This is a genomic window from Allomesorhizobium camelthorni (assembly GCF_011045125.1).
GTDB classification, from domain to species: domain Bacteria; phylum Pseudomonadota; class Alphaproteobacteria; order Rhizobiales; family Rhizobiaceae; genus Allomesorhizobium; species Allomesorhizobium camelthorni.
In genome coordinates, this window is record NZ_JAAKZF010000024.1 from 20,008 (window position 1) to 34,239 (window position 14,232).

The 14,232-nt window shown below is 61.1% G+C and carries 12 protein-coding genes; 7 read left to right on the forward strand and 5 right to left on the reverse strand.

From position 1 onward, the window contains the following. Positions 1 to 28: 28 nt before the first annotated feature. Positions 29 to 1,000 carry a glycosyltransferase family 2 protein gene (locus G6N73_RS17385; RefSeq protein ID WP_165029804.1) on the forward strand — a complete coding sequence of 324 codons (972 nt, stop codon included), beginning with the start codon at positions 29 to 31 and terminating at the stop codon, positions 998 to 1,000. On the opposite strand, the gene G6N73_RS17390 is transcribed toward G6N73_RS17385, so the two are convergent. The 3 genes from G6N73_RS17390 to G6N73_RS17400 all read right to left on the reverse strand — a co-directional run bounded on the left by G6N73_RS17390 (position 997) and on the right by G6N73_RS17400 (position 4,959). Beyond that, complete coding sequence (locus tag G6N73_RS17390) at positions 997 to 2,007, reverse strand: glycosyltransferase family 8 protein (protein ID WP_165029806.1); 1,011 nt, start codon at positions 2,005 to 2,007, stop codon at positions 997 to 999. The genes G6N73_RS17385 and G6N73_RS17390 overlap by 4 nt on opposite strands. Positions 2,008 to 2,320: 313 nt before the next feature. After that, positions 2,321 to 3,394: a glycosyltransferase family 2 protein gene (locus G6N73_RS17395; RefSeq protein WP_165029807.1), complete on the reverse strand. Its 1,074-nt coding sequence runs from the start codon at positions 3,392 to 3,394 to the stop codon at positions 2,321 to 2,323. Between the two features lie 158 nt (positions 3,395 to 3,552). Continuing rightward, positions 3,553 to 4,959 carry an oligosaccharide flippase family protein gene (locus G6N73_RS17400; protein ID WP_165029809.1) on the reverse strand — a complete coding sequence of 469 codons (1,407 nt, stop codon included), beginning with the start codon at positions 4,957 to 4,959 and terminating at the stop codon, positions 3,553 to 3,555. An 852-nt stretch (positions 4,960 to 5,811) separates the two neighbouring features. On the opposite strand from G6N73_RS17400, the gene G6N73_RS17405 reads away from it, so the two are divergent. The 6 genes from G6N73_RS17405 to G6N73_RS17430 all read left to right on the forward strand — a co-directional run bounded on the left by G6N73_RS17405 (position 5,812) and on the right by G6N73_RS17430 (position 12,968). Further along, positions 5,812 to 7,251 carry a DUF4214 domain-containing protein gene (locus G6N73_RS17405; RefSeq protein WP_165029811.1) on the forward strand — a complete coding sequence of 480 codons (1,440 nt, stop codon included), beginning with the start codon at positions 5,812 to 5,814 and terminating at the stop codon, positions 7,249 to 7,251. A gap of 28 nt (positions 7,252 to 7,279) precedes the next feature. After that, the gene (locus tag G6N73_RS17410) at positions 7,280 to 8,641 is read left to right on the forward strand and encodes a glycoside hydrolase family 140 protein (protein WP_165029812.1); all 1,362 of its coding nucleotides are present in this window, start codon (positions 7,280 to 7,282) and stop codon (positions 8,639 to 8,641) included. Further along, positions 8,638 to 9,924 carry a polysaccharide pyruvyl transferase family protein gene (locus tag G6N73_RS17415; RefSeq protein ID WP_165029813.1) on the forward strand — a complete coding sequence of 429 codons (1,287 nt, stop codon included), beginning with the start codon at positions 8,638 to 8,640 and terminating at the stop codon, positions 9,922 to 9,924. The genes G6N73_RS17410 and G6N73_RS17415 overlap by 4 nt, the downstream gene beginning before the upstream one ends. 165 nt (positions 9,925 to 10,089) lie before the next feature. Then, complete coding sequence (locus tag G6N73_RS17420; RefSeq protein WP_165029866.1) at positions 10,090 to 11,151, forward strand: NAD-dependent epimerase/dehydratase family protein; 1,062 nt, start codon at positions 10,090 to 10,092, stop codon at positions 11,149 to 11,151. Positions 11,152 to 11,157: 6 nt separating this feature from the next. Then, positions 11,158 to 12,471 (forward strand): DUF4910 domain-containing protein, encoded by a 1,314-nt coding sequence (locus tag G6N73_RS17425; protein WP_165029814.1) that lies wholly within the window; start codon positions 11,158 to 11,160, stop codon positions 12,469 to 12,471. Positions 12,472 to 12,626: 155 nt separating this feature from the next. After that, on the forward strand, positions 12,627 to 12,968 hold the full coding sequence (locus tag G6N73_RS17430; RefSeq protein WP_165029815.1) for a hypothetical protein: 342 nt from the start codon (positions 12,627 to 12,629) through the stop codon (positions 12,966 to 12,968). A gap of 94 nt (positions 12,969 to 13,062) precedes the next feature. Here the strand turns inward: G6N73_RS17430 and G6N73_RS17435 are convergent, their stop codons facing one another. Together G6N73_RS17435 and rfbC are read right to left on the reverse strand one after the other, a co-directional pair. Continuing rightward, positions 13,063 to 13,428: a hypothetical protein gene (locus tag G6N73_RS17435; protein ID WP_165029816.1), complete on the reverse strand. Its 366-nt coding sequence runs from the start codon at positions 13,426 to 13,428 to the stop codon at positions 13,063 to 13,065. Positions 13,429 to 13,574: 146 nt separating this feature from the next. Beyond that, positions 13,575 to 14,114 carry a dTDP-4-dehydrorhamnose 3,5-epimerase gene (rfbC, locus tag G6N73_RS17440; protein ID WP_165029817.1) on the reverse strand — a complete coding sequence of 180 codons (540 nt, stop codon included), beginning with the start codon at positions 14,112 to 14,114 and terminating at the stop codon, positions 13,575 to 13,577. Positions 14,115 to 14,232: the final 118 nt, after the last annotated feature.

Below are 14,232 nucleotides of genomic sequence, written 5' to 3' on the forward strand. Positions count from 1 at the left end.
ACGGCATTCGAAATTTTGGGAGGGTGAGTTGGCCAGCATCGATGTCGTGATACCTTGTTACAACTATGAGCATTTCCTTCCGGAGTGTGTCGGAAGCGTGCTGTCCCAGGACGTCGAAAACCTCAGGGTGATCGTCATCGACAACGCTTCGACGGACGACAGCGTCGGCGTGGCGAGGCGGCTTGCGGCAGAAGACCCAAGGGTCGAAGTGGTTTGCCACGAGAAGAACCTTGGTCCCCACGCTTCCTTCAACGAAGCGATCGACAGGGCCGAAGCCGACTACTTCATGATCCTGTGCGCCGACGATTTCTTGACGGCAGACACGCTCGTCCACGGCATCGCGATGCTCGAAACTTTCCCGAGGATATCGTGCGTGCTGGGCACCTACATGGAGCCTTGGGTCGGAACCGTCCTGCCGAGCCTCGTGCGGCAGTCGGGAGGCGGCGATCTGATGGAGGGAACCTCCTTCATCGAAAGATGCTGCGGCGTCGCAGGATTGAATGTACCCGCCCACGCGATGCTTGTGCGCACGTCGGTCCAGAAGCGAGTCGGCCACTACAGGCCCACGCTGCCGCTCATGGACGACCTTGAAATGGCCCTGCGTCTTGCCACCAAGGGCCTTGTCGCGCAATTGCGCGGACCTCTGGTGGTACAGCGGATGCACACGTCGAACCTGTCGCAATCCTTCTGGGACGACCGCCTCAACGACCTCACCGAAAGGGAGGCCGTTTTCAATTCCTTTTTCTCCCACGAGGGCCGCGATATTCCTGGAGCGGAAAAGATGCACCGTTCTGCCAAGCGCCGCCTGGCAGAAACGGCCTTCTGGTCAGCCGTTTCCCACGCCGTCAGGGGCAGGGCGCGCGAGGGGTCCGAAATCTTCAAGTTCGGGCTGAACCTGAGCCCGGCGTCGATGCTGATGCCGTTGGGGCATCTCTACAGGAGCGAAGGCGCGCTCAAGCGAGCGACGGCCGTCATCTCGGAGACATTCGGCAGGCATTAGGGAAATCCGGCCGACAGAAGCAGCAGGGTTTTCCTTTTTCTCGTGATCTTCCGCCACGGGTAAACCCAGGTGAGTCTGGTCTTCGTCCGCCGCCTGTGTGAAATTCCCGCGCGCAGCTGGGCTTCCGGCGGCTTCGGCGTCGTCACGCTGCAATCCTTGAGCAGCAGCAACGACATTCTGTAGAACCTGTTGAAGTATTCGTCCCAAGGCCAGCCCGGCTGATCCCACGGCTTCGGGCCGCCTGTGAAGTGCCATATGACCGGCGCGAAACCGTTTTTGCGCGGGTCAAGGACCATCATGTGGTCGCTTTGGTAGTTGTATGTGAGGGGGAGCATTTCCACGCGGCCGCGCGCCGCGTGGTTGAGCGCGCTCTGGTCGGATGAGCGGCAGAGTTCAGGATGCTCCGCGAGGAAATCCAGCGCCTTCGGAACGATGCTTTTCCAGGCGTCGCGGGAGGCATAGATCACTCCCGAGTTGAAGTAGCTGTCGGCGTCGCAGTTCAAGCCCTCCAGATAGGCGAGATCGTGTTTTATGCCGCGGCTCAGCTCGTCCATGAACAGGCGGATCACGTCGGGTGCAGCCATGATCTTCCCGGGCGGCGGGCGGACGGAAAGCAGACTGTCGAGTTCTCCGTCAACCATGGTATCGCCGTCGACATAGAGAAATCTGTCGATGTTGTGTTCGAGCAATCCGTCGATCCAAAATCTCGCCAGTGCAATCGGGGGCAGGTACCTGTCGCGGTGGAAACTGGCGGCCTGTTTGAGTTGCGGCAAATCGGCCGCCACAATCCGTATTTTCGTGCCCGCCACCGCGCTGTCGAACTGTCTTGTCCAGCCCGAGTCCGAATTGACGACGAAGATAATGACCGGAACGTCGTTCGCCGCCGTATGCCGATCAGCCGAAAGGGCCGTGGAAAAGGTCGGCAGCAAATAGTTCTGATCGCAGATCAGGACTATTGCCGAACCGCTTGTTTTCGACTGAGGTTTACGCAACGGAGTCGGGTTCATGTGCAGCCTCATTGCGCTGGACGGAGAACTGCTCTCCGTAATGCCGAAACGGTTTTGGCGATCTCGTCGGACCGGGGGTGAGGGTAAGGACCAATACCGTTCCCCATGTCCCCAAAGCCATCAGTCCGGCCCAGAACTCCTGCCTCGGCGTGAGAGCGAGGTCCCCCTTGCGCCGGATGAAGCGCAGGGCAAAGCATGTCTGGAACAGGGCGGACGGAAAGATGCAGAAAGCGGCCGCCCTGCTGAACAGTTGCCGTCTGGGGCGAGACCTGGCGGCCCAGCAGGAGAAGATTGCCAAGCGACAGAGCGTGGGTCATCTGTCCGGGTCGAGATGCGCCAAGTCGCGGATGAAGCCGAGTTCAACCAGCTGATCAGCGCTTTCGAAGCGTCTGGTGCGGTCATAGCGAAGGTCGATGCGGCCTAGCTGATCGAGAGCTTCGGCGTACATGATGTACTCCGCCCCACGACGGTAGTGTTCGCCTCTGGCCGCCTCTGTCCTAACGCGTGCATCAAAATCAGCGAGGAACTTGAAATGGCAGATGGACACGTTTTCATGGAAGAAATGACCTCCGCTGCCGCTGTGTGAGTTGCCGTATTGGAAGCGGGCTCCTGCAACGGACAACGGCACCTTGGTCAGCGCCGGCATCTGACGGGGCATGGTCTTGACGACGATCGGCACAAGCGAGTCGGGAACGCGCGGCAGGATGCGGTCAATCTGGCCGCGAATCCAATAATCCAGCCATGTGGAGCGAATTTCCCTCTCGAAGGACGACAACAGACGCAATCGCGGTCCACCCACGACTTCCACCGTTCTCTCGTCTGCCTCCCAGGGTTTGCGCGGGCGATTGCGGAACCGGTAGTCGGCGTCAAAACAAGGTGCGACGTCAAAAAGGCTGCGGCCTTCCGGCACGACGGCATCCTCGACAAATCCGTCCGGGTACATGTCCAGGAGAAAACCCAAAACAGCGTCTTTCCGGTCTTTCCTGACCAGGTCGACGAAAGCGGGAAGCGGCAGATCGGGCCAGTTCCGATAGATCATGCATTCGTCAGCGTCCGCCACCAGCACCCACGTGCCGGGAGCGATGCGGTCGCGGAATTCATTGGCCCAATCCATGCCGAAATTCGATTGCGCGAAACCGCCATGAATTCGCTGCTGCGCCACGTCCCGCTGAGCAGCGAGGAACTCGAACGTTTCGTCTTCGGATCCGTTGTCTATGATCGCGAACTGTTTGACCCCGGCGTTCCTGTAGTGGTGCAGCCATCCCGGGAGGCGCATGGCCTCGTTCCGGACGACAGCGAAGACCACCAGGCTCTCGCCAGCGTCATTTACACTTGAAATGAATTGATCAGTTAAGACAGCCATGTCCGAGTCCTTAGAGGCAGGCATTCCCCAATTCATCCTGCACAAACGGCGGAACATACCTCAAAGGGAGAGTTCCAGGTTTCACTTGACCGGCATTCCAGGGGACGGCCGGTCGGGAGAAGGCAAGCCGTCAGCCCGTCGATGTCCTGGACTGACGGAATACCGGAAAAAACTTGATGATCTCACCCACCACCGGATGTTGTGTAATAGCCAATCCGGCCGCCCATCCACCGAACGCCAGCAATACGGCGGCAGCTGCTTGGGCATGCGAAAGGGCGAAGCCAGAACCGGAAACCCAGATGGCGGCGAGGGGGGGGGACTGCGGTCAACATGGAGACGATTGCGCTTTTCCATACGGCAGCCGCTATGTCCCTGCGCCTAAGCCCCAGCCTGCGCCTGACGAAGCTCAGGGCGACGTAGGCCTGAAATGGCATTGTCAGGAGCATGCACCAGGCGGCTGCCTGCATGCCTCCTAAGCAGACGGCTGCGGCCATAAGGATGCCCGAAAGCGGGAAAACGATCATCGCGCGGATGAACAGGTCCCGGATCGATCCCATCGCGACCATGACGGGATAGTTGAGTTCGAAACTAAAGGAGAAAAGAAGCGCGATTGCGACCACTTGGACGAGCGGCGCGGCTTCAATCCATTGAGGGCCGAGCACGATGTCCACTGCCGGGTATGCCAAAACACAGAGCACTAGTAGGCCAGGCCAGTGCAGTGCGGTGATGAGAGAAAGAGCAGCGAGATACGGGCGTTTTAAATCCCTGCCCTGTCTGACCTCGGTCGAGAAGGCGGGCAGCACGACCGTCATTGCGCCTCCCAGGACAAGCTTGTCCGGAATCGTGCAGATCATCGACGTCCTGCTGAACAGGGCTGCCGCATGCGGCGAGACAAGCCGTCCCAGCAGGAGAAGGGGGAGCGCGTCGAAAATGCGATAGAGCATGGCGATCGCGCCGTTGTAGCCGCCGAACGCGATCATCTCGCGCCAGTTGCGGAAAGATGGCTTGAACATCCACAAATGCGGGCGCATTGCCACCGCCAGTCCCACCGCCATTGTGCCCCCGATCAACCATGCCCAGGCGAAACTCATGTAGCTGAAACCCGCCAGCGCGAAGGAGATTGTGGCGACCGACCCGGTGGCGGCACCCGCAATGCTGATGGCGGCGACCTTGCCGAATTGCATTTCCCGTCGCAGGAGCGCGTTGATGGGTATGGAGAACGCGTCGAGAAACAGGCAGACGGAGACGACCCTGAAATAGGGAACGAGGTTCGGCTCGCCGTAGAACCCGGCCAGGAAAGGCGAAGCGGCGACGAGAAAGACGGCGATGATCCCGGTCAGGATGAACATCACCGTGAATGCGCCCCGGATGTCCTCGCGGCTGATTTTCTCGCGCTGGATCAGGAAGCTTGAACTGGAGAACTCCCTGACGGACATCGCAATGGCAAGGATGGCCATTGCGATGACGGAGACGCCGATTTCCTCTGGGGTCAGTATCCGGGAGACGAGGGCTGCTGTCACGAAATTCGATACGAGCAGGAAATAGCGTTCGCCCGTGCTCATCAGGAGTGCGCGTTTTACGGAAAGCATGCGTGCCCTTCTTGTCCACCAGGCGATCCGGCCGCCTGTGTCCCGCGGGGATATTCCGATAATCCAGGACGGAGGTCATGCCGCCCAATGTGTTGAAGGAGCAACCACCTAAAGGGGTAACAAACGGTCCGGTAATCCTGAGGGATGCGTTGGATTCCCGCCGCCCAAACTTCAGACTGGGCCACCCTTCTTGTGCATGGCGAAATCACATGACCAGGGCGAACCGCGATCTGCACGGGCTTCAGATACTTCGGGCTATCGTCGCATTGGCTGTCACAGTCCACCAGCCGGTTCTCTATTTCGTCCGGAAGGCCATCAAACCCCGGTCGGGGCAGCCGCTGGAGTTTGGAAATTTGCCTTCATTTCCTCAGCCTTGTTGGCCCCCGAGCCATGACAAGGACTACCAGATTTTGAACCCTCCGTGGCACGCGCCACTGCCCGGTTCCCACACTCCCTGGAGAGGAGGCCATAACGGGATAACGTCTCCCCGGTCGCGGCCTAGACAAGCTGAGCTTCCAGAGGGACGACCGGCCTATGTGGACAATTCCGCAACAGGATCGGCAACGGATTGTGCCGACCGGCGCTTTGGGTGTCGGTTGAACCGTGCAGAGCGGGCCAAGGGAGAAGGGTCCGAAGTCCGGTAGAGTCTCGCACGTCCGTGCCACCCCACGGGGCACATGTGGCTGGCTGCCAAATGCAGACCACAGCCAAAGGGACGGGCCTCCCGATTGCTGGGGAACGACCCCCGAAAGGGGTAACATCGGCCCTTGCTCAACCGTATGTGCAAATTGCCTACCCTGCATCAGTTCCCGACTATCCCGGTCTCAAATCGGGGCAAGGAGGCCCGTTGCCATGTCCATTCGTTACGCAACAGCTGCGGCGTGCCTGCTGGCGACAGCCGCGCCTGCATCCGCCGACATCCTGTGGGGCGTCAACGGCCATCCTATAACTGCCTATCCGGGAATCCCCGTCGAAAGGCAGCTCGACCACATCAAGGACCTCGGCATGAAGTCATACCGGGTCAACGTCACGAGCGATGAGAACGCAGACATCCTCGCGGATCTTGTCCACGCCGGAAAGGTGAGGGGGATCGAAATCCTGCCCGTCATAACACCCGACATAGTGGACCTCGAAAAGGACAGCCCGGACGAACTCTACGCGAAGACCCGGAAGCTGGCGGTGACGCTCGGCACCAGGTTCAAGGACGACATCCGCGTCTGGGAACTCGGCAACGAGATGGAGAACCACGCCATCATCAAGCCGTGCGAGAACCGCGACGACGGCTCCAAGTATCCGTGCGAGTGGGGACCAGCGGGAGGCACGGAAGCGCTCGACTATTACGGCCCGCGCTGGGTCAAGGTGAGCGCCGTCCTCAAGGGTCTTTCCGACGGCATGACCGAGGTCGATCCCGCAATCCGCAAGGCGATCGGAACCGCCGGATGGGGCCACACAGGCGCATTCGCGCGGATGAAGCAGGACGGCATCGCCTGGGACATCTCGGTCTGGCACATGTACGGCGAAGACCCCGAATGGGCGTTCAGGGAAATCTCGGGCTACGGCAAGCCGATCTGGGTCACCGAGTTCAACAATCCGTACGGAAGCCAGCGCAGCGAGCGCCAGCAGGCCGACGGCATCAAGCACACGATGACGCGTCTCCGCGAACTCAGTGAGAAGTACAAGGTCGAGGCGGGACACATCTACGAACTTTTTGACGAGCCCTACTGGGCTCCCAGCTTCGAAGCCAACATGGGATTGGTAAGGCTCGCCCCGGACCCGGCGAACGAGGGCAAATGGATGGCCGGGGAACCGAAGCCCGCCTACAAGACGGTGCGCGATTTCACCCGCGGCCCGCGGCCGCTGCCCAAGCCCAACCGTGACTGCGACACCGAGACCACGGCTGCCGGCGAAGCCATGCCCGTGCGGCAGGCGAGCTTTGCCTTCTGTCTCGTCCTTGGCCGCGAGGGCGACAGCGACAGCGTGGGGCAGTGGGCGTCCGCCATGGAGAACGGGGGGGCCAAACTCGCCGACATGATCCTGGAATTGATGCGCTCGGCAGATTTCGAGGGCAGGTACGCCACCATAGGCCTCAGTGACCGCGCCTACATCAGCTTCCTGTACCATCTGCTCCTGAACCGCCCCGCGGACGATTGGGGAATGGAAACCTATGCCCGCCAGCTGCGCGCGGGGACCATGACACGGGAGGCCGTGGCCTTCGGAATCGCCGACTCGGAGGAGTTCAAATCCATGCACGCCGCCATCCGCGAAGCCACCGCGGTCCCGACACCGGGCTGAAAGAAGAGGCCGATCCGGAGGAAGTACCATGGCAATACGCCTCGCGCCTCTTCTCGTGGCAGCCAGCCTGCTGGCGGCCACATCCGGCGGGAGCCAAGCGGCCTGCGGAAGCATTGGCGGGATTGAGTTCCCGCTGCGGGTCTCACCCGGAAAGCACTATCCGACAGATAGGGTAGGCCATCCGTTCTTCATGCACGGCGAGGCGGCCTGGTCGCTGATCGCCGACCTCAAGGAAGAGGAAGCATACCGATACCTTGACGACCGCAAGGCCCGTGGGTTCAACACCGTGCTGGTGAGCCTGCTTGAGCACAGATTTGCCCGCAACGCGCCTGCGAACGCCTATGGTGAGAGGCCGTTCGCCAAAGATGATTTCGGCACCCCGAACGAGGCGTATTTTGCCCATGCCGACCGCATCCTGCAGAAGGCATGCGAACTTGGTTTCCTGGTGATGCTTACCCCGGCATACCTGGGTTACGGGGGATTGGTCGACGGCTGGTACGGGGAAATGACACAAGCTGGATCCGAAAAACTTCATGCTTATGGCCGCTTCGTCGGCAGCCGCTACCGGGACTTCGAAAACATCATGTGGGTCAACGGGGGAGATTTCGACCCTCCCGACATGGACCTCGTAAGGGCCGTGGCAAACGGCGTCATGGAAGAGGACCCCGATGCCCTTGGCACCGTCCACAATGCCCCGGAAACGGCACCGCTCGAATTCTGGGGCTACGAACCTTGGCTTCAGGTCAACAATGTCTACACCTATGGCCCCGTCCATTCGGCGGCGATCCGTGAGCACAATATCGGCAGGGGCATGCCTTTCTTCCTTATGGAGAGCGCCTATGAGTTCGAACACGGTGCCGACGAGCACCGGGTCCGCATCCAGGCCTACCATGCCATTCTCTCGGGCGCGTTCGGGCATCTCTACGGCAACAACCCGATCTGGCATTTCGGAGGCCCCGGTCTCCATCCGCCCACCATGGAGTGGACGGAAGCCTTGGACAGCCCCGGCGCACGAAGCATGGAAATGCTTCTCGAATTCGTCTCTTCCGTCAAATGGTGGCTGCTCGAACCAGACAGCAAGAACAGGCTTTTGGTCGACGGCATCGGCAAGGACATGAAGAGAGCGGTCGCGGCCATGGCCAAGGACGGTTCCTTCGCAGTCGTCTACATGCCAGGCAACAAGGGTGTGACGGTCGATCTTGCGCGGTTTCCGGCTTCGTTGGTCGCCGCGCGCTGGCGCGATCCCACGAGCGGGGAGGTGACCGTGGTCGACGGGTCGCCATTCACGGCCGGGACGCACAGTTTCAAACCGCCAAGAAACAACGGCCGCGGATACCCGGACTGGATTCTGGAACTTGTCCCCGCCGACCCGACGGAGCAGAGCCAATGAGCGCCGTGCACGAACTGCGCGTCAGCCACGGAAAGCCGGGGCGGCCCTCAAGGCCACAAGGCGGGTCGGCGGCAACAACAGCCCGCGGCAGGGAAAAGAGCATTGCCGTCTTCGGCCTGTTCGGTTGCGGCAACCTTGGCAATGACGGCTCGCTCGAGTCCATGCTGTCGTTTCTCAAAGAGAAGCGTCCCGAGGCGCGGTTGTTCTGCATCTGCAAGGTGCCAGAAGTTGTGAGGGAAGATTTCGGGATCGACACAGTCCCGATCCGGCTCCCGAAAAGGGAGGGGATCGCACGCCTTCTCGACCGCGTCTTCCTGAAAGTTCCCGGTATGGCCGTGAATTTCATCTATGCCCTGCGGCACATCCGCAAGGCCGGCGTCATGGTGGTCCCGGGAACGGGAATCCTGGACGACTTCGGCGACAGGCCGACGGGTTTGCCTTTCGACGTCTTCAAATGGTGCCTGGCCGCGCGCCTCATGGGGACCCGGATCGCCTTCGTCAGCATCGGTGCCGGACCGATCGGAAGCCGCCTCAGCCGATGGCTGATGACAAGTGCGGCCCGCATGGCCGACTACCGGAGCTACAGGGACACCGGCTCGAGGGAATTCATGGAGAAGGCCGGAGTCGACACCAGCCTGGACTCGATGTACCCCGATCTCGCCTTCAAGCTGCCAGTTCCGCAATCCGCCCCTGCCGCCCCTTCGCGCCCGCTCACCGTCGGCGTCGGCGTGATGAACTACCGCGGCTGGTATGCTTTCGAAGAACGCGGGCAGGCGGTGTTCGAGGGCTATGTCGCGAAAATGGCGACGTTCGTAACCCGACTGCTGGCCAGCGGCTACAATGTCCGCCTGCTCACAGGCGATGAAGATGACGCACCTGCGGTCGAGGCTGTGATGGCCGCTCTGGGCGAAGCCGATACCGACAGACTGTCCTCGGAACCGGTCCACTCCCTGCACGACGTCTTCACTCAGATCGCCCGGACCGATCTCGTAGTGGCGACCCGTTTCCACAACGTGGTCGCTGCCCTGATGGCGGGGAAGCCCGTGATTTCCCTCAGCTATGCGGCCAAAAACGACCTGCTGCTGGAAAAGATGGGCCTTGGCGATTTTTGCCAGCATGTCGACAGCTTCGATGTCGGCCTTCTGGCCGAGCAGTTTTCGAGACTGGCGGAAAGCCGGGAAGAACATTCCCGGATGATCGTCTGCAAGGTTGGGAAATTCAGAAAGAGCCTCGAACTCCAGGACGAATACCTGCTCGCGACGGTGCTTTCAGGCTCCACCTGAAAGTTGAGGGCCGACCATCCGAAGGCGGTAGACGGAGGCCAAGCCTCGTCGAACGGGGCAGCCCCATCGCCGATTGGCGTTCTCGCCCGTCCATCCATGAATACGTAGCCTCTCTGCGTCGGCCCTTCCCGGGTCAGGATCCACTCGAGAAGAGGTATGCGAGCGATGAAAGTGCTGATGACGGGCCATCAAGGCTATATCGGTTCGGTGATGGTGCCGATGCTGCTCCAGGCGGGGCATTCGGTGACGGGCTACGACAGCGACCTTTATAGGCGGTGCAGTTTCGCCGCGGGTGGCGACCAGTCTCACGTCCCCTCCATCCAGAAAGACGTCCGGGACGTGCAGCCGCGGGATCTTGAAGGATTTGATGCCGTCATTCACCTGGCGGCGCTTTCCAACGATCCGCTGTCAGACCTCGATCCGAACGTCACATACGAGATAAACCACAAGGGGAGCGTCCGTGTCGCGAAGGCGGCCAAGGAGGCAGGCGTTTCGCGCTTTCTGCTCGCGTCGTCGTGCAGCAATTACGGGCAGGCTGGCGACGGGATGGTCGACGAAACGGGCGAGCTGAATCCGGTCACGGCCTACGGCTGGTCCAAGGTGCTCTCGGAAAGGGACATTTCCGAGCTCGCCGGCAGCAGCTTCTCTCCCGTCTACTTCCGTCCGGCGACCGCCTACGGCCTCTCGCCGCGGCTCCGCTTCGACATCGTGCTCAACAATCTCGTCGCCTGGGCGGTCACCAAGGGGGTAATCCTCCTGAAGTCCGACGGGACGCCGTGGCGGCCGATCGTCCACATCGAGGACATTTCCAGGGCGTTCATCGCCGGGCTGGAAGCGCCGCGGGACGCCGTCCACAACCAAGCGTTCAATGTCGGCCGGACGGACCACAATTACAGGATCCGCGACATCGCCGAGATCGTCGCCGACGTCGTGCCAGGCTGTCGGCTCGAATTCGCGTCCGATGCCGGGCCGGACAAGCGTTCCTACCGCGTCAGCTTCGACAAGATCGCGCTGGCGCTTCCTGCCTTCAAGCCGCAATGGGATGCCCGCAAGGGTGCCGAGCAGCTCTACGAAGCCTACAAAAGGTCGAACGTGACGCTCGAGGAGTTCGAGGGGCCGCGGTTCCAGCGCATCGGCCACATCAGGCACCTCCTGGCAAACGGGCTTCTGGACGACCGGATGCGGATTGTCGAACCTGCGAGGCCAATGGTAGCCGCGGCGGAGTGATCCGCGATGGAGCACGTGAAGCCGGACGGCCTTGAGCAGTCGCCTCCCATCAGTGTCGGCGACGACATCTACGCCTTGGCTGCGCGGCTGTTTCCGATCCGCAGGAGCATCACGGGAGACGGCGTGCGCCGGACCTTGGACGTCCTCTCCGGTCACGTCGCGCTCGAGCGGCACGAGGTGCCCTCGGGGACGCAGGTGTTCGACTGGACTGTCCCGAAGGAATGGATCATCCGCTCGGCGAGCATCACGGGACCGGACGGGCAGAGGGTCGTGGACTTTGCCGACCACAACTTGCACGTCGTCAACTACAGCGTACCCTACAAGGGAATCCTGCCGCTCGACGAGTTGCGGCCTCACATCCACACGTTGCCCGGGCAGCCGGATGTGATCCCCTACCGCACCTCCTATTACGCCCCGACGTGGGGCTTCTGCATGTCCTACGACCGGGTATCGCAATTGCCCGACGGCCTCTACCGGGTGGAGGTCGATTCCGAACTCAAGGACGGCAGCCTGACTTACGGCGAGTACCTGCACCGTGGTAAGACAGAGCGGGAATTCCTCCTGTCAGCGCACATCTGCCATCCGTCCCTGGCCAACGACAACTGCTCGGGCCTTGCCCTGCTTGCGACCCTCGCGAAGCACCTGGCGGCCAGGGAAACACGCTACAGCTACCGCTTCCTGTTTGCTCCGGGCACGATCGGCGCGATCACCTGGCTGTCCCGCAACGAGGACCGGACACATCTCATAGACCACGGCCTGGTGCTGTCCTGCGTGGGCGACGCGGGAAGCCCCACATACAAGCGCAGCCGCCGTGGCGACGCTTTCATCGACCGTGCCATGGCCCACGTGCTCGGGCATGAAGCCGGGGCAAAGGTGATCGATTTTTCGCCTTACGGCTATGACGAGAGGCAGTATTGCTCGCCGGGCTTCAACCTCCCTGTCGGCATGTTCCAGCGAAGCGTCCATGGCACCTTTCCCGAATACCACACGTCGGCCGACAATCTCGACTTCATCCGTCCCGAGCACCTGGCGGACTCCTTCCGTATCCTGAGCGAGGTGATCGATATCGTCGAAGGGGACTGGACGCCGTTGAACCTCGTCCCGAAATGCGAGCCCCAGCTCGGCAGGCGCGGACTCTACGCGGCCCTTGGAGGGCAGAAGTCGCAGGACGCAACCTCGATGTCACTGCTTTGGGTCCTCAACCTTGCCGACGGACAGCATTCGCTGCTGTCGATGGCCGAGCGTTCCGGACTGCCGTTCAGGGAAATCGCCGCCGCAGCGACAATGCTGTCTGACCACGGTCTTCTGGGTGACGCCTAGCCGGGGTCAAAGACTCATCGTCGGGCTCCATAGCTATTTCTGCGGCAGTTCTCATCCACTACGGTGAGATGTCTTATGGTCGCCGACGATGACGTTGTCATTTGCGAGCCCCAAAGCCATATTCGTGTAGCACCCCATGTGATAGGAATTTAACGATGGCTGAGGAGACGAAAGGCATGTTGCAGGCGCTGGACGCCCTCATCGACATGCAAAAGCGCATGTTGAAGTCCTGGGAGGGCACGAACGCCAGATTCGACAGAATCGACACTGAGATCGTCAAAATCACCAGACAGAATTTCAAAACGCAGGAAGATCTGGCCGCGTTCCGAACAGACATGTCTGCGTTCCGAACTGACATCACAGGCCGCATCGATGCGTTGGCATCACGAATGACCGAATTCGAAAACATGACCGGAACGCCGACGAGACAAGAGCCGCCCGTGTGGAGATCGTCGGACTGCAGGACGAAGTTCTTAATGCCGTGCAGGCGGGTTTGAGCAACTTGGCCGATGCCAACGGACTCAGAGAAAGACTCGATGAGCTCGAGCGGCGAGTTGGACCGTAGTCCTCGAATTTGGATGGGGCAGGCATCTACATCATGGAAAGCAGAACTGCCTGCATGTGCTCCCTGAGATCAAGCTCTCCACGCGCTTCGACCTGGAGAAGGTAGGTCGCCTTGGCCCGGCGGTCTGTGTCCGTTGCCGCGGGGAACCCGCACACGGCGACCAGCGCCTTTTCTTCGTCCCGGCTGGCTGCGGCATGGTCATTGCGACTTCCATTTGGCTTGCGGATCGCCATCATGAACTTGGCGTAGGCAGCCTCTTGCGTTTCAATCAACGTCCACAATGCGCGGGATGGCTTCTCCTCCCGCAAGTCTGCTGCGGTGCCGGTTCCGGCAATGGCCGCACCGATCGCGGCGGTTCCGGCCAGCATGTTGCGGCGGCTGATCCCGGACATGGTTGAACTCCCTGACTGTGCCCGAAGCAACGATAGCACGTCGATTGGCCCGATCCTGTCAGGAGCATGAAACCAGCAGAACGGGGGTGACGCGCCACCATGGCAGCCTGTTCTGGACAATGCAGACGCTTAGGGCAATCTGCCGCCTAATGAACCAGCTTCCTGAGCAGCGGCCACGACTTGTCCCTGTCCGACATCGCCGTCGGCATCAGCGGCCAGTTTATCGAAAAGACCGGATCGTTGTAGCGGACGCCCTTCGCCGCGTGGGGGGTGTAGAACTGCGAAATCATGTACGACACCTCGGCGTCGTCCGTCAGCGTCTGGAGCCCGTGGGCGAAGCCTTCGGGGATGTAGACCTGTTTCATGTTTGCAGGCGTCAGCTCGAAGCCCAGCCAGCGGTTGCGGGTCGGCGAGTTGGGGCGCAGATCCACCACGACGTCGAAGACCGCTCCGCGCACACAGGAGACGAGCTTCACCTCAGTGTATGGCTGCTCTTGGAAATGCAGCCCCCGCAGCGTTCCCTTCCTGACCGAATGTGACCTGCTGTGCTGGACGAAGCGCGTCGCCAGCCCGCAATCGGCCATCTCCTTTTCGCAGAACACGCGCGTGAAGGAACCGCGGTCGTCTATCGTCGGCGTCGGTTCGATCAGCCAGACACCCTTCAGTTCCGTTTCGGTAAACTGCATTTCGCCCTCAAACCCCCAGCCGGGCAAGGACCGGCAAGTCGAGTGTCCGGCATCGGCCGCCCCGCCTGGAAGAGCTACCTAAGAATGTGGCTCCACATATAGCGGTATGCCGGGGGTG

Bases quoted from the DNA above. Each gene is read 5' to 3' on its own strand.
- G6N73_RS17390 (WP_165029806.1), bottom strand. From the start codon at position 2,007: ATGAACCCGACTCCGTTGCGTAAACCTCAGTCGAAAACAAGCGGTTCG.
- G6N73_RS17395 (WP_165029807.1), bottom strand. From the start codon at position 3,394: ATGCCTGCCTCTAAGGACTCGGACATGGCTGTCTTAACTGATCAATTC.
- G6N73_RS17400 (WP_165029809.1), bottom strand. From the start codon at position 4,959: ATGCTTTCCGTAAAACGCGCACTCCTGATGAGCACGGGCGAACGCTAT.
- G6N73_RS17405 (WP_165029811.1), top strand. From the start codon at position 5,812: ATGTCCATTCGTTACGCAACAGCTGCGGCGTGCCTGCTGGCGACAGCC.
- G6N73_RS17410 (WP_165029812.1), top strand. From the start codon at position 7,280: ATGGCAATACGCCTCGCGCCTCTTCTCGTGGCAGCCAGCCTGCTGGCG.
- G6N73_RS17415 (WP_165029813.1), top strand. From the start codon at position 8,638: ATGAGCGCCGTGCACGAACTGCGCGTCAGCCACGGAAAGCCGGGGCGG.
- G6N73_RS17420 (WP_165029866.1), top strand. From the start codon at position 10,090: ATGAAAGTGCTGATGACGGGCCATCAAGGCTATATCGGTTCGGTGATG.
- G6N73_RS17425 (WP_165029814.1), top strand. From the start codon at position 11,158: ATGGAGCACGTGAAGCCGGACGGCCTTGAGCAGTCGCCTCCCATCAGT.
- G6N73_RS17430 (WP_165029815.1), top strand. From the start codon at position 12,627: ATGGCTGAGGAGACGAAAGGCATGTTGCAGGCGCTGGACGCCCTCATC.
- G6N73_RS17435 (WP_165029816.1), bottom strand. From the start codon at position 13,428: ATGTCCGGGATCAGCCGCCGCAACATGCTGGCCGGAACCGCCGCGATC.
- rfbC (WP_165029817.1), bottom strand. From the start codon at position 14,114: ATGCAGTTTACCGAAACGGAACTGAAGGGTGTCTGGCTGATCGAACCG.